This window comes from Archangium lansingense (genome assembly GCF_026626635.1).
Lineage (GTDB): Bacteria > Myxococcota > Myxococcia > Myxococcales > Myxococcaceae > Archangium > Archangium lansingense.
On the sequence record NZ_JAPNKA010000001.1, the window covers coordinates 4,717,212 to 4,738,021 of the forward strand.

Annotated in this window: 16 protein-coding genes and 1 pseudogene; 11 read left to right on the forward strand and 6 right to left on the reverse strand. The window is 68.0% G+C overall.

From position 1 onward, the window contains the following. Positions 1-79: 79 nt before the first annotated feature. Positions 80-493 (reverse strand): nucleoside diphosphate kinase regulator, encoded by a 414-nt coding sequence (rnk, locus tag OV287_RS19345; protein ID WP_267535514.1) that lies wholly within the window; start codon positions 491-493, stop codon positions 80-82. Between the two features lie 906 nt (positions 494-1,399). On the opposite strand from rnk, the gene OV287_RS19350 reads away from it, so the two are divergent. The 4 genes from OV287_RS19350 (at position 1,400) to OV287_RS19365 (ending at position 5,113) form a co-directional block, all read left to right on the forward strand. Continuing rightward, positions 1,400-1,840 (forward strand): CBS domain-containing protein, encoded by a 441-nt coding sequence (locus tag OV287_RS19350; protein ID WP_267535515.1) that lies wholly within the window; start codon positions 1,400-1,402, stop codon positions 1,838-1,840. Between the two features lie 98 nt (positions 1,841-1,938). Beyond that, a complete protein-coding gene (locus OV287_RS19355) occupies positions 1,939-2,196 on the forward strand; it encodes an HAD family hydrolase (RefSeq protein WP_267535516.1) in 258 nt (85 codons plus the stop codon). Then, the gene (locus tag OV287_RS19360) at positions 2,193-3,632 is read left to right on the forward strand and encodes an HAD hydrolase family protein (RefSeq protein WP_267535517.1); all 1,440 of its coding nucleotides are present in this window, start codon (positions 2,193-2,195) and stop codon (positions 3,630-3,632) included. Before OV287_RS19355 ends, OV287_RS19360 begins: the two co-directional genes overlap by 4 nt. Before the next feature lie 59 nt (positions 3,633-3,691). Further along, positions 3,692-5,113 (forward strand): SLC13 family permease, encoded by a 1,422-nt coding sequence (locus OV287_RS19365; RefSeq protein ID WP_267535518.1) that lies wholly within the window; start codon positions 3,692-3,694, stop codon positions 5,111-5,113. A gap of 56 nt (positions 5,114-5,169) precedes the next feature. Here the strand turns inward: OV287_RS19365 and OV287_RS19370 are convergent. The 3 genes and pseudogenes from OV287_RS19370 to cra form a co-directional block, all read right to left on the reverse strand. Continuing rightward, positions 5,170-5,346 (reverse strand): annotated as a pseudogene (locus OV287_RS19370) (subclass B1 metallo-beta-lactamase); the annotation flags it as partial. A 67-nt stretch (positions 5,347-5,413) separates the two neighbouring features. Further along, a complete protein-coding gene (locus OV287_RS19375) occupies positions 5,414-6,031 on the reverse strand; it encodes a TIGR02265 family protein (protein WP_267535520.1) in 618 nt (205 codons plus the stop codon). A gap of 354 nt (positions 6,032-6,385) precedes the next feature. Further along, positions 6,386-7,369, reverse strand: coding sequence for a catabolite repressor/activator (gene cra, locus OV287_RS19380; protein ID WP_267535521.1), 984 nt, complete (start codon positions 7,367-7,369; stop codon positions 6,386-6,388). 111 nt (positions 7,370-7,480) lie between these two features. On the opposite strand from cra, the gene ptsP reads away from it, so the two are divergent. The 4 genes from ptsP to OV287_RS19400 all read left to right on the forward strand — a co-directional run bounded on the left by ptsP (position 7,481) and on the right by OV287_RS19400 (position 13,916). Beyond that, a complete protein-coding gene (ptsP, locus tag OV287_RS19385) occupies positions 7,481-10,345 on the forward strand; it encodes a phosphoenolpyruvate--protein phosphotransferase (protein ID WP_267535522.1) in 2,865 nt (954 codons plus the stop codon). Beyond that, on the forward strand, positions 10,345-11,310 hold the full coding sequence (gene pfkB, locus OV287_RS19390; protein ID WP_267535523.1) for a 1-phosphofructokinase: 966 nt from the start codon (positions 10,345-10,347) through the stop codon (positions 11,308-11,310). The genes ptsP and pfkB overlap by 1 nt, the downstream gene beginning before the upstream one ends. Continuing rightward, positions 11,307-13,151, forward strand: coding sequence for a PTS fructose-like transporter subunit IIB (locus tag OV287_RS19395; RefSeq protein ID WP_267535524.1), 1,845 nt, complete (start codon positions 11,307-11,309; stop codon positions 13,149-13,151). The genes pfkB and OV287_RS19395 overlap by 4 nt, the downstream gene beginning before the upstream one ends. 153 nt (positions 13,152-13,304) lie before the next feature. Then, the gene (locus OV287_RS19400; RefSeq protein ID WP_267535525.1) at positions 13,305-13,916 is read left to right on the forward strand and encodes a hypothetical protein; all 612 of its coding nucleotides are present in this window, start codon (positions 13,305-13,307) and stop codon (positions 13,914-13,916) included. A 1-nt stretch (position 13,917) separates the two neighbouring features. Here OV287_RS19400 and OV287_RS19405 read toward each other — a convergent pair whose 3' ends face one another. Beyond that, on the reverse strand, positions 13,918-15,381 hold the full coding sequence (locus OV287_RS19405) for a hypothetical protein (protein ID WP_267535526.1): 1,464 nt from the start codon (positions 15,379-15,381) through the stop codon (positions 13,918-13,920). 353 nt (positions 15,382-15,734) lie between these two features. Between OV287_RS19405 and OV287_RS19410 the strand changes: the two genes are divergently transcribed. Next, complete coding sequence (locus OV287_RS19410) at positions 15,735-16,223, forward strand: hypothetical protein (protein WP_267535527.1); 489 nt, start codon at positions 15,735-15,737, stop codon at positions 16,221-16,223. A gap of 77 nt (positions 16,224-16,300) precedes the next feature. Here the strand turns inward: OV287_RS19410 and cglD are convergent, their stop codons facing one another. Beyond that, a complete protein-coding gene (gene cglD / locus OV287_RS19415; RefSeq protein ID WP_267535528.1) occupies positions 16,301-19,042 on the reverse strand; it encodes an adventurous gliding motility lipoprotein CglD in 2,742 nt (913 codons plus the stop codon). 311 nt (positions 19,043-19,353) lie between these two features. On the opposite strand from cglD, the gene OV287_RS19420 reads away from it, so the two are divergent. Together OV287_RS19420 and OV287_RS19425 are read left to right on the forward strand one after the other, a co-directional pair. Continuing rightward, entirely contained in the window at positions 19,354-20,106 is a 753-nt protein-coding gene (locus OV287_RS19420; protein ID WP_267535529.1) for a hypothetical protein, read from the forward strand. Positions 20,107-20,120: 14 nt separating this feature from the next. Then, the gene (locus OV287_RS19425) at positions 20,121-20,795 is read left to right on the forward strand and encodes a hypothetical protein (RefSeq protein ID WP_267535530.1); all 675 of its coding nucleotides are present in this window, start codon (positions 20,121-20,123) and stop codon (positions 20,793-20,795) included. Positions 20,796-20,810: the final 15 nt, after the last annotated feature.

A 20,810-nucleotide genomic window follows, 5' to 3' on the forward strand; every position in this document is an offset into this window, starting at 1 on the left:
CGCGGGAAGGTTCTGGAATCACCAGGCGACGGGCCGGAGTCCTTGTGGGGCTCCGGCCCGTTCGTATTTCCGTCCTCTGTCAGAGGTTGAAGTGCCCCGACGCCTCCGGCTGATACGGCACGGAGACGATGCGGAGCGTCCTGATGCGTCCGCCCGGGAATGGCCAATCGATGGACTGGCCCACCGAAAGTCCGAGGAGGGCGCTCCCGATGGGGGCGAGCACGGAGATGCGGCCCTCGTCGCTGCGTGCATCCTGCGGGTAGCAGAGCGTGACGGCCCGGCGCGTGCCCATCTCGTCCTCGAAGACGACGGTGCTGTTCATCGTCACCACATCGGGAGGGACGTCCTCAGAAGTCGTCACCTCCGCGCGGGCCAGCTCCTGATCCAGCATGTCGGACAGCACGGCGTTGCGTCCGCCGCTGTGCAGATCGATGACGCGCTGAATGCGCTCGAGGTCGGTCTTCGTGACGATGATGCGTCGCTCCTGGGTCATGACAGTGCTTCTCCTGGGAAGTGGCCGCGCCGCGGCCGGGTGGGTTGAGATCGGTGATGCGTTCCGGCGCGGGGGCTGACGCTCGGGTGGAGCCGTTTTCATGGCTGCTCGCATGGGCGAGCAGCACAGGCTTCACGCAGGAGCGTGTCTGCTCAGCCCTCGGCGGAAACAGGACGCCGCGCGCCGGGGTCTAGAGCTGAGGGCGGGCGGCGTGGGATTTGAGCCAGGCAGTTGCCCGACCGTGGGCGAGCGGAACCCGACGCACCACTCCCCAGCGCGTACCGGACTTCATCGGAGCTGAGAGGAGGGGCGTCATGAATTCAGTCACCAGAGGTGTGCGCACAGCCTCGTGCGCATACAGAGGACCAGTATAACTGCTCGTTTTCTTCATGCAACGGCGGGTGGTTTTCCAGCAATCCCCGTCTCCAGGGGTCGCGGAGGTCTGCCCGCCCTGTTGCAGCCCCGGGAGGGAGGAACAAACCCGGAGGAACAGGGGTTGGCCCAAGAGACGATGTGGTCTGAGCATCGTCGCGGACCCAGGAGAGCCGAGATGCGCATGTTGCCGCTGCCAGCCCCCGACAGGAGTGAGACCTCCTGGGCAGGGCTGTGCCGGCGCTCGTGCGTGCTGCACAGGGCCTCTGCCTGGCTCCTCGCCCGCACCGCGGCTCCTCGCTCCCAGAGGCGCTAGCGGTCGCTGAAGGAGGAAGAGCCTTCGTCTGGCTCGCCCTCGATGCTGGTCCCCTCTTGGGACCTGTGCACTCCCTCACGCACGTTCCCGAACGCCCCCAGCAGGCTGGAGTCCAGGCCTGTCCTGGCTGGCATCCGCGTGGCGCGCACGAGGAGGTCATGAGGCCGGGCGCCACCGGATGCGCCGGGCCGGAGTTCGACAGCGGAAAGGAGGCTGTAATGTGGGTTCGAGACGTGATGCTGCGAGATGTGGCCGTTGTCGGGCCGGAGACCGCCCTCCGTGCAGCGGCGGAGCACATGTGGAAGTCTCAAGGCCAGCTCCTCGTCGTGGGTGACGAGCGAGGCATCTACGGTGTCGTGACGACGCGAGAGTTGGTCTTCGGCGCCGAGGCACAGGTGCAGGGATACTCCGTCGGTGGAGTGGGGGACCTCGCGAGCCTCGACTTCGTCTTCACCCACGAGGACGAGGCGGTGGAGGAACTGGCGCGGCGAATGGTTCACACAGGGGCGCGGCGTGCGATCGTCATCGACGGGGCGTTGCGCGCGGTGGGAGTGGTCTCTCCCAGGGAGTTGGCGAGGCCCGATGCTGTCGGACGGGCCTCCGAGGAGTCCTTCCCCGCCAGTGATGCCCCTTCCTGGACGGGCACCTCGGCCGGGTGACGCGTTCCTCATCGATTGGCGCTCGAGCGGACCCGCCTGGAACGGGTCTGCTCGAAGTGGCCGTTTTCTCTCATCCCTCACCCGAAATGGAGGTCTCAATGCGCTACCTGGCCCTCGCCATGAGCTTGGATGGGAACCTGGCGGACGCTGGCCGTATCGATGCGGCACTCGAATCACTGCGGCGCTCGGGGCGGCGCGCGCTCCTGGTGACCGCGCGGCGGCTCGGAGAGCTGACCGCGGTCTGCCCCCGCCTGGAGCGCTTCGACTGCGTCATCGCGGAGAACGGCGCCGTCCTGCACTGGCCGGCGCGCCGCGAGAGTCTGTCCCTCTGCGGGCTGTTCCGGAGTCCTTCGTGAAGACCCTGAGCCGGCGAGTCCTCTCCCCCATCGAGCGGGGTCAGGTCGCCGTCTATACCCATGCGTCGAATGCGTGCGCGCTCGTCGAAGCGGTTCGCGAGCTCGGCCTCGAGCTTCAGATCAGCTTCTGCGGCGAGTCGGCTCTGGCCGTGCCTCCGGGCATCAACAAGGGGGCGGGCCTCCAGGAGGCGCTCCTATCGCTCGGGTTGTCTCCGCACGAGGCCGTCAGCATCGGGAGCGAAGCCAATGACCATTCGCTGCTGGGCGTGAGCGAGTGCGCGGTGGCCATGGCGGATGCCCTGCCCGCGATCAATGAGCGGGCCTTCTTCGTGACGAGAGGAGGGGCAGGCACCGGGGTGGTCGAGCTCATCGAAGAGCTGGTCCGAGATGATCTCCAGGCGGCAAAGGCGTGGATCCCCCACGACTCGCTGGTGCTCGGTTTCGACGGAGCTGGAGAGGCGGTGTGTGTTCCCTCCTATGGCGACAACATCCTCATCGCGGGGCCGCGTGGTGGCGGGCGGTCGAGCTACGTCTTCGGTTTCCTCGAGCGGCTCATCCAGAAGAAGTACCAGCCCTGCGTCATCGATCCCACGGGGGAGTTCGAGCCACGCGAGGACATGGTGCGGCTGGGGAGCCGGCTGCGCGCGCCCCGTGCGTCCGAGGTCATCGCCGCCCTGGCGGATCCGTCGGTGAAGCTCGTGGTCAACCTCGCGGGACTGCCTCCCTACGAGCAGCCGGGCTTCTGCTCCGAGCTGTTCACTGCGCTGAAGGGGATGAGGAAACGGACGGGGAGGCCCCATTGGATTGTCGTCGCGGGAGCCCAGCACCTGTGGCCAGCCGGAGGGCACACCGCCGCGGGGATCCCTTCGGCACTGGGTGAGACCCTGCTGCTGGCGGAGAACCCGGGGGATGTGGCGCCTCCCATCCTCCGTCAGGCCGATGTCGCCGTGGCTGTCGGGCCAGCGCCTGCGCGGACCCTCGTGCAGTTGGCCAAGGCACTCGATGAGGCACCTCCTCACCTCCCGCTCAGCGCTGGCCAGGAGGATGAAGTGCTCGCCTGGTTCGTCACGGAGGGGCACTGGCCCATGCGGCTGAGGATTTCACCGGGTCGCTCCGAGCGCCTGCGCCGCCTCCCCGGGCATGTGGAGGGGGACCTGGGCTCCGGGAGCTTCATCTTTCATGGGCCGGAGAGGAGGCTCAACCTGCGGGCCGGCAATCTGAGCGCGTTCTGCCAGCTCGCGGAGGGCGTGGACGAGCAGGCGTGGCTCTTCCACCTCTGGAATGGGGACTTCTCACGCTGGATACGGCACGTCCTCCGTGACGACGAGCTCGCTCGCGAGGTCTCCGCCATCGAGTGCCGCTACGAGCTTCCCGCGGACGACAGCCGCCGGCGGGTTCTCGGCGCCATCACCCATCGGTACGCGCTTCCCGCCTGAGCCGAGGTGGGTCCGCGGCCAGCTGGACCCACCTCTCGAGGTTTCAGGAGCGTTTCGAAATGACTGGGATTGTCCTCGTTCTGGCCATCGTACTCATCGGCATCGTCCTCTTCTCCCTCGACAGGATTCCCCTCGAGGTGACGGCGCTCGCCATCGTCTGCCTGCTGGCGCTGACGGGGGTGCTGACTCCCGCGGAGGCGTTCGCCGGGTTCTCCAACGAGACAGTCATCTTCATCTTCGCGCTCCTGGCGATGACGGGAGGGCTGTCGGCCACTGGGGTGATGCACAGGGCTGGCGGCTGGCTGGCCCACTTCGGCCGGCTCGGGCCTCGGGGGTTCCTCTTGGGGCTGATGCTGCTCGTGGTGGTGTTCTCGGCCTTTGTCCCCAACACGGTCACCACGGCGGCCTTCCTTCCCGCGGCGCTCCGGGGAGCGAAGGCCTCCGGCATGAGGAGGAGCAAGGTGCTCATGCCACTCGCCTTCGCCTCCATCCTGGGGGGGATGAGCTTCTTGTATGGGACCTCGACGAACCTGGTGGTCTCGGCGCGGCTCGATGACCTCGGGCAGCGCCCTATCGGCCTCGTCGAGCTCACTCCGGCCGGTCTGCCTCTGGCGCTTCTGGGCATCGCCATCATCCTCGTGCTGACGCCGGTGGTTCTACCCACCCGGACGGGCACCGGCGAGGAGGACGGGCGGGCGCTGCGTGGGGTGAAGCTGCATCCGGGAGAAGGGCCGCGGGTCGGGCCGCGCGAGCATCCGCGGGAGCTTGCGAGCGACCGCTCGCTCCTGGTGTCGCCGGACGTCGAGGACCAGGCGGCTCCGCGCCGCTCGAAGGCGTTCCTCGCCATCGCCATTTTCGTCACCGTGCTCGTCATCGGCTCGGTGGGGCTCGTGCCCCTGTCCGTCGCCGGCGTGGCGGGAGTCCTCCTCATGGTCCTCACCGGCTGTCTGGATCCGAAGCTCGCATTCCGGATCGACTGGCGGGTGGTGCTGTTGATCGGCTCGATGATGGCGCTCGGCCTCGCCATGGAGAAGAGCGGGGCAGGTCAATTCCTCGGGGGCCTCGCTGTCGAGGTCGCGGGCGTTGGTGGCCCTCGCCTGGTGCTGCTCTGCCTCATGCTGCTGACCATCCTCCTCTCCATTCCGATGAGCAATCAGGCCGCGGCGCTCGTGATGCTGCCTGTCGGACTGAGCGCCGCCGCGGGCCTCGACGTGAACCCCCGCACGTTCGCCATGGGGATTGCACTCGCCGCCTCTTGCTCGTTCGTCACTCCACTCGAGCCGAGCTGCATGCTGGTGTTTGGCCCCGGGCGCTACCGGTTCAGCGACTTCTTCAGGCTCGGGGGCCCCCTCACGGCGCTGATGCTCGCGGCGCTCGTGGTGCTCGTCCCGTGGGCCTGGCCGATGGAGGTGCACGGCCCGTCCGGCGGGGCGGGACTCAACCAGCAAAGCATTGGTTCAGCGGCCGCCCGGCCCGGTTGATTCGGGGCTCGTGGTGGCCGCTTCACGAAGCAGCGCCTGGGTGTGGGTCAGCAATTGCCGGGGGCAATGCGCCGCACGCGCACGTCGTCGGCCAGCACGGCCTCGGTGGACTCGGAGGCGAAGCGCTCGGTGACGGCTTGTGGTCGGGCTGCCGTGGAGGGGGTAGATGCACAGGCGGCGCTCAACGCGAGCAGGGCGAGCGCGCGGAACGGACGGAGGTTGAATGGGCTCATGAGCGCCTCAACCTACAGCTGCGACTGACGCCAGGCTCCCGCGTTCTGCGGGCCCGCTCCTTCCGCGTCAGTCCCAGGTAATTTCGTACTCGGTGTCGAGCGGTCCCAGCGCTCGTGCGCGCACCTTGACTCCCTTGGCCTGCGCGGCTTCGAACGTGGCCTGGAACGCTCCCTCGTTGTAGGCCCGGGGGATGATGTCGTGCTTGAAGATGACGATGCCGCTGTGCGGACCCGTCATCTTCGCCGAGACATCGATGTCCTTCCAGGTCGTCTTGGCGGTGACCGGCATGTTCTCCAGCACCTGCCTCGGCATCCCCTGGTTGAGCATCATCATGAGCCGCCCAGACGTGGACTTATAGAAGCCCGAGGCCGCCTGGTAGCCCATCATCCACAGCGCCTTGTCGAAGCCCCCGTACTTGTCACTCAGCAGCCGGGCAGCGGTGTACGTCATCTTGAGGAGCGTGCTGAGGGGGTAGCTGAAGTACTCCAGGAACTTCGATTCCCCGCTCACCTCCATGCAGCGCTTCACCGCCTCCTCGTTCCCCAGGTGCCGTACGGACTCCATGACGTTGAGGAAGAAGACGCCTACCGTCTTGTCCTCCGGCTTCGTGTAGGACAGGCGCCACTGCAACTCCTCCTCGGAGCCCAGCGGCGGGGACTTATCGGTGACCGGCTCTTCTGACATGCGCGCTTCCACCTCGAGTTGAAGGTGTCCTCTGCGTCACGGTCCCTGCGGTGCCTCGTACTTCATTCTGCGAACGGCCCCCGGAACTTCAACCTCAAGCCTAACCAGAATGCGTGAGCCAAACATACCCCCTGTGGTGCCCTGGAGGCCGAAAGGTGGAGGGAGCATGCGCCAGGGTGCATGTCGGACACCTTGTATGAGGCACCTCACGCAGGGTGTACTCGCCCTTTGGGGCTGGGACTTCGCGAGACGTCGTGGGCTACCCAACGCCCCCCTCGCCCTAGAGGGAATCGTGCCCTGTATCTCCCGCGAGTCCTGGATTCCTGGGCTGTAGATGGAGGGCATATGGGCCGCTCAGCCACGGCGCTTGAGCTCGCGGGCGACGACCTCACAGCCGGGCACATAGCGGCCCCGGACTGCCTCTATCGCTCGAGCCAGCGTCAGCTCGGCGATTCGCTCATGCCGTTGGGGCAGGGAGTTGACGCGCAACGGAAGGAAGTCGAGCAGACGATCGTCTCCGAAGGTCGCCAGCCGGAGCGTTCGTGGCAAGCCAGCGGGTGACTCGAGCAGGACGTCGAGCACACCCTGCAGCAACGTATAGGAGCTGGTGACCAGGGCGTCCGGCAGGCCGTGCTCGGCGAGCAGCTCGCGCATCAGCCGGGCGCCGTTCTCGCGGTCGTAACGGGCCCCAGTCATCTCGTGGACGTGCTCGAGGCGTCCCTTGACGGCGCGCCGGAAGCCCTTGCGCCGCTCGGTGCTGATGGAGAGCGAGGGGACCGCGTCGAGCCAGGCGATGCTGCGGGTACGCTCATCCATGACCGAGCGAGTCAACGCCTCAGCGGCCGACACGTTGTCGCTGATCACGCAGACGAAGCGCCGCGGATCCAACGCCCGGTCCACCGCGATCACCGGTGTGCCGGCCTCCATCAGCCCGGTGTAGAACGGATTTCCCGCTGGCAGCGCACTCGCCACGATGAGCGCATCGCAGCGGCGCGCGCGCAGCGTCAAGGCGAGCTCCTGCTCGGTCCGCGGGTCGTCATCGGAGCCGACGATCAGCAGCTGGTACCCCTCGCGGCGGGCACCGTGCTCGAGCAGCTTCGCGAGCCGGGCATAGCTGGCGTTCTCGAGGTCCGGCACGATGAAGCCCAGCGTGTGGCTCGCCCCGCGTCGCAGCGCCGCGGCCTGGGCGTCGATGCGGAAGTTATGGCGTTCCACCACGGCCATCACCCGTGCCACCGTCTTGGGGCTGATGCGGCGCGCCTCGGCCTGGCCGTTCAGCACGTAGCTGGCCGTGGTCCGCGAGACGCCTGCCAGCCGGGCGATGTCCGCCAGTGTCATCGCTGCCTCCTGTTGCCCGGAATTTCCGTTGGGCACCCTGCATTCCATCCGTGTAGGTGACACGATTCAGCAAAATCACCTATAAGCTTCAGGACGGGGAGGATGCAACGGATGCTGACGCTGACTCGGGAGGATGTCCGGCTCGGGTGCCGTGCCGCTGACTGGCGTGCGGCGCTGGAGCAGGCCGCCGCGGCGCTGGTCGAAGCAGGCCGCGTGTCGGCCGAATACCGGGAGGGGCTGCTCGCCCGTGAGGCGCAGTCCTCCACCTATCTGGGCCACGGCATCGCGATTCCCCACGGTACGCCGGAGAGCCGGCGCCACGTGCGCTCCACGGGTGTGCGCGTGCTTCAATTCCCGGAAGGTATCGCGTGGCATGACGGCTCGCGGGTGAACCTGCTGGTGACGATTGCCGCGCAGTCCGACGAGCATCTCGACATCCTGCGTCAGCTCACTCACGTGCTGGAGCGTGACGGAGTGGGCGAGACGCTGGCTGGTGCGACGAGCGCCGACGAGGTGATCGCGGCGCTGTCCCGCGCGCCGGTGTCCGCGAGATGCGATGCCGGAACGCTCTGCCTGGGCGTGCCAGCCCGAGACCGTCTGGAGCTGGCCCTGGCCGCCGCGGCGCGTCTGCGCCAGGCCGGCTGCGTGGACTCAAGCTTTGTCGCGTCGGTCGTCGGGCAGCTGCCGCTGCCCCTGGGCTTGGGGCTCTGGCTTGTGTACGGCACCTCAGGTGTTCAGGCACCTGCCCTGGCGCTGGCAACCCCGGAACAGCGTTTCCGCGATGACGTGGGCGAGGTCTCCGGCGTCTTCTGTCTGGCCGCCCAGGGCGATGCGCACCGTGCGCTGCTCATGCGGCTCGATGGGCTGCTCGCGCGCGGCGATGGGGATCGGCTCGCCGAGCTGCCTGCCGAGCAGATTCTGGCGCGGCTGTCCGGCGAGTCCGCGCAGGCCGAGACCGCCCGCGTCCGCCTGCTCAACGCTCACGGTCTTCATGCTCGGCCGGCCAAGGAGCTGGTGCAGGTGGCACGAGCGCAGGCCGTGCAGGTCCGCGTCCGCTTGCTCGAGGGCAATGGAGAGGCTGTCTCCGCGGCCAGTCTGACCAAGGTGCTCGGGCTGGGTGCGCGGCGCGGCCAGACGCTGGTGTTCTCCGCGGAAGGGGAGGGGGCCGCGCAGGCTGTCTCAGCGCTGGCCGAGGCGGTGCGAGGCGGCCTTGGTGAGCCTGTGACGCCGCTTCAGGAGACGCGCGAGGAGAGCGCCGCCCGGGTCGCCCGGGTTGTCCCGGCGGAGCCTGTCGCCGCCCCAGTGGCCGACGAGCCGTTGACGGCCGTGCCGGCCGCTCCGGGCCTCTCCATCGCGCCTGCCTACGTGCTGCGACTGCCGGAGCTCCATTACGCCGAGCGGGCGGACGACTCCGCGAAGGAGCGCGAGCGACTCCAGCGTGCGCTCGACGGCGCTCGTCAGCAGCTCGAAACGCTGGTGCAGCGGACGGTGGGCGGCGAGGTTGCGCAGATTCTCTCCATCCACACGGAGATGCTCGGAGATCCGGAGCTGCGTGATGCGGCCTTCGAGGCCATCGGCGAAGGTGCGTCGGCCGAGGCTGGCTGGTGGCGTGCGATTGACGCCGCGGCGCGCACGCAGGAAGCGCTCGCCGACCGGCTGCTGGCCGAGCGCGCCGCGGACCTGCGCGATGTCGGCCGCCGTGTGCTCGGTCTGCTGTGCGGCGTCGAGATGCCGATGCCGCCGGAGCAGCCTTACATCCTGGTGGCCGATGACCTCGGGCCATCCGATGTCGCGCGGCTGGATACGGCGAAGGTGCGTGGGCTCGTCACTGCGCGTGGTGGGGCCACCTCGCACAGCGCGATTCTCGCGCGGGCCCTTGGCATCGCGGCCGTCGTCGGGGCGGGTGAGCGGGTGTTGGCCTTGACCACCGGTGTTGAGCTGATCGTCGATGGCGAGAGCGGACGTGTCGTCGCGGCTCCAAGCCCGGCGCGTCGCCAGCGCACGGAGAAGCGCATCGACGAGCAAGAGGTGCTGCGGCGGGCGGCCCATGCCCGAAGGCACGAGGAGGCGCGCACGCGTGATGGCCACCGGGTGGAGATCTGCGCGAACCTCGGCAACACCGCGCATGCCGCGGATGCCGTCGAGCGCGGGGCCGAGGGCGTTGGCTTGCTGCGCACCGAGTTCGTGTTCATGGCGCATCCAGAGGCGCCGGATCTGGCGACGCAGATCTCCGAGTACGGTGAGGCCTTCGACGCGCTGGCCGGCCGCCCGTTGGTTGCGCGCACACTCGATGTCGGCGGCGACAAGCCACTGGCGTACTGGCCGATGCCGCAGGAGGACAACCCCTTCCTCGGCGTGCGCGGCATCCGTCTGACGCTGATGCGGCCGGAGGTGCTCGAGACGCAGCTCCGCGCCCTGCTGACCGCGGCCGGTACCCGCCCGGTGCGCATCATGTTCCCGATGGTCAAGGACATCGAAGAGTTCCGCGCGGGCAAGGCCATCTTCGACCGCGTGCAGGCCGAGGTGAAGGCGGCCGACGTCCAGCTCGGGGTGATGATCGAAGTGCCGTCCTGCGCGCTGCTCGCTCCCACGCTCGCGAAGGAAGCCGACTTCTTCTCGATTGGCACCAACGACCTCACGCAGTACACGCTCGCGATCGACCGCGGCCATCCGCAGCTGTCCGCGCAGTCCGATGCGCTGCACCCGTCCGTGCTGCGGTTGATTCAACTGACCGTTGACGCCGCCCATGCCGAAGGCCGCTGGGTGGGGGTCTGCGGCGAGCTCGGCTCTGATCCGCACGCCATCCCGGTGCTGGTCGGCCTGGGCGTCGATGAGCTGTCTGTCAGCAGCCGCCGCGTGCCGCTGGTAAAGGCCGCCGTCCGCGAGCTGACGCTGCCGCGGGCTCGTGAACTGGCCGAGCTCGCCTTGAGGCAGCCGACTGCCGCCGCGGTGCGCGAAGCCTTGGAGGTCGTCTGATGGCGAGGATCCTGACGCTGACACTGAATCCCGCGTTGGATCTCGCGATCCGGCTCGGACCCATCCGGCTTGGCGAGGTCAACCGGACCGAGAGCACCCGGCTCGACGCCGCCGGCAAGGGCATCAACGTGGCGCTCGTCCTCCGGAGACTGGGCCATGACGTCACCGTGTCGGGTCTGCTCGGTGCCGACAACGAGGCGGCCTTCGTGCGGGCCTTCGCCCGGCACGGGATGCACGACGCGTTCGTCCGAGTTCCGGGCGAGTCGCGCATCAACGCGAAGCTCTCCGAGCCGGACGGGCGCGTCACCGACCTGAACGGCCCTGGCCCGCTCGTTCCGGCACATGCGCTGGACACGTTGTCCGTGCGCCTGGCGCCGGTGCTGCCCGCGGTCGATGCGGTTGTGATCTCCGGCAGCCTGCCGCCCAATGTGATGCCAGCGCAGCTCGCCAGCCTGCTCACCCGGATCCGCGAACACCATGTGCCGGTGTGGCTCGACACCAGTGGTCCGGCGTTGGTGTCCGGTCTGGCCGCACGGCCCACCGGCGTCAAACCCAACGAGACCGAGCTGGCCGATTGGGTGGGCTATTCGCTCAACACCCCTGAAGCGCGTCTCGTGGCGGCGCTGCGGCTCAACGCCGAGGGCATCGAGGACGTGTTGGTCTCGGCCGGCGCCGAGGGGGTGATCTGGGCCCAGCGCGGCGACGCACTGATGGCCGAGTCGCCGCGGGTTTCGGTCGTCAGCACCGTCGGCGCGGGCGATACGCTGCTGGCCGGCGTGTTACACGGAGTCCTGTCCGGTTGGCCGCGCGAGCGCAGCTTGCGCTTTGCCACGGCGCTTGCCGCTGAGTCCGTGCGCCATATCGGCGTCGGCGATCCGAAGGCCGAAGACTTCGAAGCGCTGCAGCAACAGACCCTCATCCGGAGCCTGACCGCACAACCACTCACCGGGGAGACGCGTCGATGAACGTGCTCATCATCACTGCCTGCCCGAGCGGCGTAGCCACGACCTTCCTGGCCTCTCGGGGTCTCGAGCGTGCCGCGAAGAGGCGCGGCTGGAACGCGACCGTGGAGATGCATAGCCAGCTCGAGCCGGTCGTCCCGATTGGCCGCGCGGCGCTCGAGGCCGCCGACCTGGTGGTTGTCGCGGCGAGTGCGCCAGTCGAGCTCGCGCGGTTTATTGGCAAGCGCGTCTATCAGGCGCCCATCGCGGAAGCGTTGCCTGACCCGGATGCGTTCCTGACGCGCGCCGAGTCTGGCGCCACGGCACTGACCGCGGCTGCCGTTGCTCCCCTCGAGGCGGCGCCCGTGGTGCCGCTGATGCCCGCGGCTTCGTCTCCCGCTGGAGGTGGGAAGAAGATCGTGGCGGTCACCGCTTGTCCCACCGGGGTTGCCCATACCTTCATGGCGGCCGAGGCGCTGGCCCGGGCCGGGCGCGGGCTCGGCCATCCCATCCGTGTCGAGACGCGAGGGTCGGTGGGCGCGCAGGACCCGCTGACCGCCGAGGAGATCCGGGACGCCGAGGTGGTGATCCTGGCCTGTGATATCGAGGTCGATTCCTCTCGGTTCGCGGGTAAGCGCGTCTGGCGGACGTCGACGGGGTCCGCGCTGAAGAAATCCGAGCAGACGATTCGCGATGCGCTGGAGAAGGCGCAGGTCATGAGCGGAGCGACGGGCCATCCGGTGGCCGCGGGTGGCGGCGCCAAGGCCGCGGGCGAGCGGGAAGGCGGACCCTACAAGCATCTGCTGACCGGCGTGTCGTTCATGCTGCCGATGGTTGTCGCGGGTGGCCTGCTGATCGCCCTGTCGTTTGTATTTGGTATCGAGGCCTTCAAGGAAGAGGGCTCGCTGGCGGCGGCGCTGATGCGCATCGGCGGTGGTGCGGCCTTCAAGCTGATGGTGCCGCTTCTCGCTGGCTACATCGCGAACTCCATCGCGGATCGGCCCGGAATCGCTCCTGGGATGATTGGCGGCTATCTGGCGAGCGAGCTTGGGGCGGGGTTCCTCGGTGGCATCGCCGCGGGCTTCATCGCTGGTTACACGGCGCGAGCGCTGAGCCGCTACGTCAAGCTGCCGGCAAGCGTGGAGTCGTTGAAGCCGATCCTCATCATCCCGCTCGTGGCGAGCCTGGTCACCGGACTGGTGATGATCTACGTCATCGGAGCGCCCATGGCCGCGATCATGTCGGCGGTGACGGGCTTCCTGGCGAACATGAACTCCGGCAACGCGATCCTGCTCGGCATGCTGCTCGGCGCGATGATGTGCTTCGATCTCGGAGGTCCGATCAACAAGGCGGCGTACACCTTCGGCGTCGGGCTGTTGTCGGCGGGTGCCGGCTCGTACGGGCCGATGGCTGCGATCATGGCGGCCGGCATGGTGCCGCCGATCGGCATGGGCCTGGCGAGTCTCTTGGCCAGGAACAAGTTCTCCAAGCCGGAGCGTGAAGCCGGCAAGGCGTCGCTGGTGCTGGGCCTGTGCTTCATCTCCGAAGGCGCGATTCCCTTCATGGCCAAGGATCCCCTGCGCGTGATTCCGGTCTCCATACTCGGTGGAGCCCTGACGGGTGCGCTGTCGATGTTCTTCGGCGTGCAGCTGATGGCCCCTCATGGAGGACTGTTCGTGCTGCTGATCCCCAACGCGGTCAACCACGTGCTGCTCTACCTGCTGTCGATCGCCGCCGGCTCGCTGGTCGTCGGTGCCGGATACGCGCTGGTGAAGACCGGCAAGGCCGAGCTGCCGGGCGCGACTGCTCCCACGCAGAGCAAGGCCTGGGGCATGGGTGCTGGGGACGACCGCGCAGCGGCCTGAGTGGGCGGCGCTGTGCGGGGCCGAGAACCAGTGATAGCCCAGGGCTATCAGGCAGATGAGAACGTTGTCTTGGCCTTATGAGGCTTCGGGACGCATCCTCCTGGTTACGACAAAGCCGACGTGTTGCTGCGTCGGCGCACTGGGAGGACGTCCATGGTTGCAGCCATCGCGGGATTGGGGTCAGGCGCGCTTCACGCGGTCTCCGGCCCGGACCATCTGCTGAGCCTGGCGCCTCTCTCCCTCGGCATCGGCCGGCGAGCCTGGCGCGTGGGGCTGCTGTGGGGGCTGGGTCATGGGCTGGGCACCCTGCTGTGCGTGGCGGCCGTGGCGTGGGTGGCTGCGGCGCTGAACCTCAACGTGTTGCAGACGTGGGGGGAGCGCATCGCGGGTGGCGCGCTGCTGATGACGGGAGTGGTGGGACTGCGCCGTTGGTTGGCCCATCGCACGCCAGGCAAGGGAGCAGCCGCCTCCTCGAGTGGGGCGGCGAGCTCCTGGAGCGTGCTCTCCATTGGCTTCATCCATGGCCTGACGGGCGCTGCCGCGGTGTTGCTGCTGCTCCCCGCGGCGGTGGCTGCCTCGCCTGTGTGGCAGGCGCTGTACCTGGGCGGTTTCGTCCTGGGGAGCACGCTGGCCATGTCGGCGCTCACCGCGGCCTTGTCCGCCAGCTCGAGCGCCGTGCCCAAGCCCGAGGCGCTCCTCCGCCACGTGCCGGCGGTGGCGTCGTTCGGCTCGGTGTTGCTCGGCGGCTGGTGGATGGTGGCGTGACTCAGTAGCCGCGGAGCACCGTCAGCCCTGAGTCCGTGAGGACGTAGAGCATCGCCGGGGTGCCGTTGGGGTCGTAGATGAGCTGCTTCACCGTCCGGCCCGGGACATTCGCCACCCGCGAGAGGTTCTTGTTCGCGTCCATCCGCCACAGGCCCGAGCCAGCGGTGCCGATGAAGAGCGAGCCATCATCCGTGGCCGCCAGCGCCGTGAGCCCTTGGGTGGGAAGGCCCTGAACCCGCGTGCCCTTCTGCCAGGGATTGCTGCGCGAGAGGATGCTCATCTCCCAGAGGCCGTAGTCCTTGCTGGCCAGGTAGTAGCGGCCGTCCTTCGTCTGTTGGAAGCCACGCCAGAAGTCGAACTCGGGGAGCGGGTTGACCTCAGGGAGGTACGAGGACTCCACCTTCATGGGATTGAGCACCTTCGGATTCATTGCATCCCACAGTCCGAGATCCTCGTTGGGGGTGACGATGCCGAAGGTCCAGTCGTTGGCCATGAGCACGTCACCGTCCTGGGCGATGCCCACCGCATAGGTGAAGCCGGCGCGCTGGGTGCCGTCCTCGAACCACACCGGGTGGCGGTGGCTGTTGTAGTCCAGCCCGCGGATGCGGGTGACGCCGTGGTTGGTGCCGATATACACCTCGCCCTTGTCTCGGCCGCGCATCACCTTCACGCAGCTGAGCACCGCGCGATCCTCGTCGAACCTCCAGTCATTGGAGTTGCGGATGCCGGTGTTGTTCGGCGGGTTCCAGGTGAGGCTGCCGTCGCCCTGGTCCCTGTTGCGCCGGAACGAGCGGGTGATGTGCTCTTCCAGGACGAGCGTGCCTTCCGGGGTGAGCTTCACCGCGTCCAGGTCGCCCTCCAGGAAGGCCGAGTCCTGGTAGGAGCTGCGCAGGGGGTTGTCGAGCTCCTGCGCGTAGTAGCCCACGTAGGCGCGGCCGGCGCTACCGCCGCAGATGACGGTGGAGGAGAAGCCTCTGCTGGCCTGGCCAAGGCTGCTCGCCCAGAGCGGTTGGGCGTCCCCGGGGCGCAGTACGCCGATGCGGTTGCCGGCGAGCAGCCAGATGTTGAAGGCGTCATCCACGGCCACTGATTGAGGACTGCCTACGCCGAAGCGCTGCGTGTAGTTGACCGACGCCTCCTTCGGCCAGGGATCCGTCTGCGGGCCGGGACCACCATCGGTGCCGCCATCCGGTTCAGTGCCACCATCTGTCCCAGTGCCACCATCTGTCCCAGTGCCACCATCCGGCTCAATGCCGGCGTCTGGCGGGTCCTGGGTGCCTCCATCCTCGGGAGTCTGGCCCGCGTCGGGAGGTGGCGTGCCAGCATCGTCCGGGGGCAGAGGACCCGCGTCGGGATGCTCCAGGTCCACCTCCTGCTCCGGGCGTGCCGGTTCGGGCGAGTCATTGCACGCCCATGCCACGGCCACGACCACCGCCCCACACGCCCCCAGCAGTTTCCGGATCACCCTCGCCCCCTCGCCTTGCCGCGGAGTGCCGGAGCAAGCCGCATACCGGGCCGAAAGGGAGGAAGCAGGGGGCGCGCTGACCTGGATGGGAACGGGGATGCCCTTACGCGCACCACGCCGCACTCTCCGGATGAAGCCGGATGGCTACACCATCCCCTTCATGGCCACATACTCCAGGCTGCCAGGCGGGCGAGCGCCGGATGATGGAGGGTACACACTCGTGAGGGATGAGGACCCGATGCAGAAGTGGCTCGAGTAGTGCGAGAGTGCACGCGTGTGGCTACACTGACCGCATGCCCCGTCTTCGCTCCTGGTCAAGAAGTGTTCTGGGTTTCGGACTCCTTGTAGGGGGAGTGGCCCTTGGCAATTCCACCCCGGTCATCTCCGTGGACCTGCCATATGACAACTTCAACGTGGAACTTCGTGGAGATGACATCGTGTCGCGCGAGATGCAGCTGCATCGGTCCGACACGGAGCTGCGTGGGAGTGCGCTCGGTGGGACGGTGAAGCTCGAGCTGAAGCCGGACAAGGCCACCGGGGTCATCGGCGGCAGGCCCGTGAACCTCAAGCTCCGCAAGCAGGGCGACACCTTGTTCGCCGAGGGGGGCTTCTTCGATGGGCCCGTGACGCTGCGGTTCAGCCCGAAGAACCTCCACGTCTACGTCAACCAGTGCACCTATGACCTGAAGGCCACCGAGAACGAGGGCTGGTACGAAGGCCCGCGGAGCTGCACCAGCAAGCTGCTGCCTCCGGTGCGCGTCTTCGTGCCGCCCGAGCTCCTCGCGCGCGGTTCCGCGGAGCAGGCGGCCCTGCTGCTGTTCACCCTGGGCTCCGGCCGGTAGCCGGGGAGGGGCTTGTCCCCTCCCACGGCGGGCAGGCTCCGGGCCCGTTCACCTCCAGGCCCGGAGCACCACGGGTGCTAGTTGAGGATCGGCTTGCAGCTGCAGCTGGTCATGTCGCACCGCGCGCCCGAGCCGCAGCTATCGCCGCAGTTGGGCTTGCAGACGCACTGAGTGCCCGACTCATTGCAGCCGAGCAGCGGGCCGGTGCAGTGGTCCGGCTCGGTCGGGTTGTAGTTCGGGTCATCCTCACAGGCGATGCCGCCGTTGGGATCCTTCACCGCGTCCACCCAGTACTGGTACGAGACCGCCACCTGGGTGGACTCGCTCGCCGGGCGGCAGGCGCCGAAGAAGGAGAGGGTGCGCGCGCTGCCGTCGAAGTCGAAGCCGTTGACGGTGCTGCGCGGGATGTTGCCGCTCGCCGTGCAGACCGCCGCGTCGCGCACGTTCTCCATGGCCACCTTGATGGACGCGCCGATGGGCGGCTTGAGGGTCTTGTAACCCGCGTTGCCGATGGCATCGGCGATGATCGCATCCACCGAGGCGCCGATGGAGGCGGTGTCGAGGATGGAGCCGAGCACGCCGCCCGTGGCGTTGACCACCGCCGCGTGGCGCTGCCCACCGTTGGCGGGCAGCGGGTTGAACTCACGGGAGGTCTCGCTTAGGTTGCAGGTCTTCCCCGCGTCGCAGCCGCAGGCTTGGCCGGCCGGGCACACGATGCCGTGCACGGGGATCTGCCTGCCCGTCTTGTTCTTGGGCGCCACCACTTCCGAGCGGGTGCCGAAGAACTCCGCGAACGTCTGGATGCTCACGCAGTCGCTGCCCGCCTTGTCCTTGGAGCCCCCGGCCCCGCAGTTGGCGGAGACCGTGGTGTAGCCGGTGCTCTGGTCATCCGCGTCTCCGAGCAGCACGACCACGATGGTGGCGTCCTTGCGCGTGAGGGTGGCGGACTCGGAGGCGGTGGGCTCGGTGCCGGGAGTCATGTCGTCGATGGCCTTGCGGGCCGCGCCGAGCACGCCCTCGCTGCCGTTGCCACCCAGGCCCACCCAGCAGCCGCCGTTGACACCCTCGGAGGTGTCGCCGGGGCAGGGGGCGGACTCGGGCGCCGTGGGGAGGCTGCACGTCCCATTCGAAGTGCCCGAGCACGTGCTGTTCTCCATGAGCCAGGACTTCACCTTGCTCACGTTGCGGGTGAAGCGCCGCAGCTTGCCCCCGTTCCCCGCGGTGCCCAGGTGGTAGGCCGAGGTGACCATCGCCATGCGCCAGTCCAGTGACGAGGCGTTGAGCGAGTCCGCCGCGGACTGGGCGGCGGTGGCCAGGGAGAGCTGCGAGGTCTTCATCGAGCCGCTGTCGTCCACGACGAAGAGGAAGTCCACCTTGGAGATGGGGAGCTGGAAGCGCTCGCACTGCACTGCCGTGGGCTCGCCGAACTGGGCGAGCGCGGAGCCATCCGAGAGATCCTTCACGGAGAAGGCAGCGGGGGTGTTGCGGTTGCCGCCCGTCACGCCCGCCAGGGGCGCTATGGCGATGACCACCACGAGGCTCTGGTTCGAGCGGTGCACGAAGAGCGTCTGGAGGCGGAAGTTGCCTGTGACACCCGCCGCGGCGCTGCTGAGGCGGCCCGTGCTGCCCGGCACCAGCGCGTCCACCAGTTCGTCCGTACGGCGCTTGAGGTCCGTGGTCGAGCCCGCATGGTCATAGAAGACCTGTACGGCCTCGAAACCCTCCCACGTTTTGAACACCTGGTGGGTGCGGTTGGTCAGCGTGCCCTTGGAGGCGATGGCGGGCTGCAGCTCCTCCTCGTCACCGAGCGCGGTCGTGGAGTTCGCGGGCGGGGTGGCGCGGAAGGCCAGGAAGGCGATCTTCGAGGTGCTGTCGTAGCCCACCAGGCCCTTCACGTCGGTGCCCGACTTGATCTGCGTGACCTCGGTGAAGGTGGGCGGCAGCGCCAGCTTGATGTCCGGACCCTCCTCGGACTGGAAGCTCACCAGGCGCAGGTTGTTGGCGGTGCACACCTGGCCGGCGGGGCCCGACGCGTCACTGGTGCGGGGATCCAGCTCTCCCTGGTCCAAGCCGCCGTTCTGGTTGGTGTCCTCGGCGCCATCGCTCACGCCATCGCCGTCGGAGTCCGGGTTGGTCGGGTCCGTGGTGGTGCTGGGGTTGACGTCCGCGCGGAAGATGTCCTTGCAGTTGGCCTCGTCCAGGTTGGTGGTGGCGCCCGACTCCACGCCATCGGAGATGCCATCACCGTCGGTGTCGAAGAGGCGCGGGTCGGTCTCGTTGGCCTCGCGGGTGCCGTTGGCGTTCTGGTCCTCGCCCTTCACGCTCGAGGTGCTCGGGCCGTCGCGCAGGCCGTCGCAGTCCGTGTCCAGGAGCAGGGGGTGGGGCTCGTCGTCGTCCACCTTGCCGTTGTGGTTCTTGTCCTCCACGCCATCCGGCAGGCCGTCCCCGTCCGTGTCCGCCCTGACGGGGCTGGTCTGCATCGAGACGTCCGCGTCCGGCGTGATGGTACAGGAGGTGCCGGTTACCGGCTTGAGGACGCCTACCTCGAGCCCGTCCGGGAGCCCGTCCTGGTCGGTGTCCGCCAGGCCGGGATTCGTCTTCGAGCCGTCGTAGACCGCCTCGAACTCGATCTTGTCGCTCAGGCCATCGCAGTCGGTGTCCTTGGCGGCGTTGTTCGGATCGTTGGGATCGGTGGGTAGCGGCGTGGGGCCGGGGTCGGTGGGATCCGGACCGGGTCCGGGGTTCGGATCCGTGCACGCGGGTGCCGCCAGCAAGCTCATGGCGAGCAACGCGGCGCTGATCAGTTGTCGTGGATTCATGGGGCCTTCCTCACAGTGGTACTGAGGTGTCTGAGATACCGCCCCCCCGTACGGCAATTTCGAATCATATACGTCGGCGGGCGCGGCTTATCGTGTTTCGCTGGGGCTGGGATTTTACGTGCCGAAGCGGATTCCGTTGCCGGTGGGGGATTCCGTTTGTGATGACCCTCTGCTGGCCAGGCGAGGGTCCTGGGCCTGCCCTGTCTGGGTTCAGGGCATACATGTGTGTCTAGATATCCGGAAAACAGGCTTAGCTTGATGTTCCTGCTTTCTTGGAGGATGATGGAAAGCCCCCGAGAAGGAGCTGCGCCATGAACTCCCCCTCAAGAGACGAAGCGCCCCCGGAGCACCGCAGGACTCCCCGCTGGAGCGCAGTGGCCTGGGTGGCGGTGCTGTCGGTGGTGGCGTGGCGGCACATCCCGTTGGCGCACGCGTCGCACTCGCACAACGGCTCGTACCAGGTCCACCTGTCCACGATTCATGACAACAACGGGACGAGCACCATGCCGGGCTCCTTGGATGAGCAGTATTGCATCCTGTCATTGACCTCGTCCGTCGACGGCACCCGGATGGCAGGCTTCATCGAGGAGACGCTCGCGAAGCTGGACTTCAGCTTGGTCTGGGATGGGACTGGCAATTGGCGAGTCGATCTGTGGCGCGCGGCGAAGCTGTGCAACCAGTACGACTCGGCCACACGCGCCACCATCGGCATCGAGTACCACATCGCCGACTCGTGGGCGTCCCAGTGCGGCGGCGACATCTACAGCTGCGTGGTGCAGGACAACCCGGTGGTGGATCCGGTGAATGGGCATACCCATTTCAAGTGGATGTATTCCTATCTCAAGGCCCAGCACGTCTCGGGTTACGACACCCGCGCGCGCAAGTTCATCAACCACGAGACTGGCCACATCCTGGGCTTGAAGGATCCTGGCTATTATGGCGACTGCATGAACAGCGTCATGCACAACGACCTGTACTCGAGCATGGGTTGCACGGACCCCGTCTGGTATCCGACCACCAGCGACTTCACCTCGGTGAAGAAGATCCAGGACCGCACCAATTGAGAGGGATTGAGGCCATGAGAATGCTGACTGTGCGGGAACTGGCCCATGTGGCTGCGATGCTGAGCGTGCTGGTCGTGGGAGTCCGGTGCGCGGGAGAGCCGGAAGGGGAGGAGTCCGAGCACGCCCACCTCACGCTCGAGGGAGGGTTGCTGGTGGCCGAGCGCGGGGCCCTTGAGGTGTGCGTGGAGGTGGCGCCGACACTCCAGGGGCAGGGCGAGGCGTTGCTGGGTGCCTTGAGGGGCGACCTGGCGGCACTGGAGGATGGGCACCCGGACTGGGAGAAGGCTCGCTATGGCCAGGCGCCGGTGAAGGTACGGCTGGGGTGTCCAGGGGGCGCCATGCCCTCGGGTCGGCTGGAGGCCAAGGGGGCGAGGGTGGGCTCTGGGACGAGCGCGCACCCGAGCCCTTTCCGCACCTTCGTCTACGTGCTGGATGATGCGAAGGCGGACGAGGTGCTCGGCGGGCAGCAGGCCGCCCGGGCTCGGGCCGAGTCCCTGAAGGTGGGGGATCACCTGGTGGTGGATGTGTCCACTGCGCTGGTTGTGCGTGCCTCGGCGCTCGGTACGTCGTCTTTCCAGGAGGAGTGGTTGCCCACGGGCCTGGGGCTGCGGCCTCTGAGCGCCGCCTCGGAGCCAGGGACTGCCGACTTCATGCCCAAGTCCTACGACGCGAGCGGCGTAGCCAAGTAGGCCGAGGCTAGTGGA

Bases quoted from the DNA above. Each gene is read 5' to 3' on its own strand.
- OV287_RS19355 (WP_267535516.1), top strand. From the start codon at position 1,939: ATGCGCTACCTGGCCCTCGCCATGAGCTTGGATGGGAACCTGGCGGAC.
- OV287_RS19395 (WP_267535524.1), top strand. From the start codon at position 11,307: ATGAACGTGCTCATCATCACTGCCTGCCCGAGCGGCGTAGCCACGACC.
- OV287_RS19350 (WP_267535515.1), top strand. From the start codon at position 1,400: ATGTGGGTTCGAGACGTGATGCTGCGAGATGTGGCCGTTGTCGGGCCG.
- OV287_RS19365 (WP_267535518.1), top strand. From the start codon at position 3,692: ATGACTGGGATTGTCCTCGTTCTGGCCATCGTACTCATCGGCATCGTC.
- OV287_RS19375 (WP_267535520.1), bottom strand. From the start codon at position 6,031: ATGTCAGAAGAGCCGGTCACCGATAAGTCCCCGCCGCTGGGCTCCGAG.
- cglD (WP_267535528.1), bottom strand. From the start codon at position 19,042: ATGAATCCACGACAACTGATCAGCGCCGCGTTGCTCGCCATGAGCTTG.
- ptsP (WP_267535522.1), top strand. From the start codon at position 7,481: ATGCTGACGCTGACTCGGGAGGATGTCCGGCTCGGGTGCCGTGCCGCT.
- pfkB (WP_267535523.1), top strand. From the start codon at position 10,345: ATGGCGAGGATCCTGACGCTGACACTGAATCCCGCGTTGGATCTCGCG.
- cra (WP_267535521.1), bottom strand. From the start codon at position 7,369: ATGACACTGGCGGACATCGCCCGGCTGGCAGGCGTCTCGCGGACCACG.
- OV287_RS19425 (WP_267535530.1), top strand. From the start codon at position 20,121: ATGAGAATGCTGACTGTGCGGGAACTGGCCCATGTGGCTGCGATGCTG.
- OV287_RS19420 (WP_267535529.1), top strand. From the start codon at position 19,354: ATGAACTCCCCCTCAAGAGACGAAGCGCCCCCGGAGCACCGCAGGACT.
- rnk (WP_267535514.1), bottom strand. From the start codon at position 493: ATGACCCAGGAGCGACGCATCATCGTCACGAAGACCGACCTCGAGCGC.
- OV287_RS19400 (WP_267535525.1), top strand. From the start codon at position 13,305: ATGGTTGCAGCCATCGCGGGATTGGGGTCAGGCGCGCTTCACGCGGTC.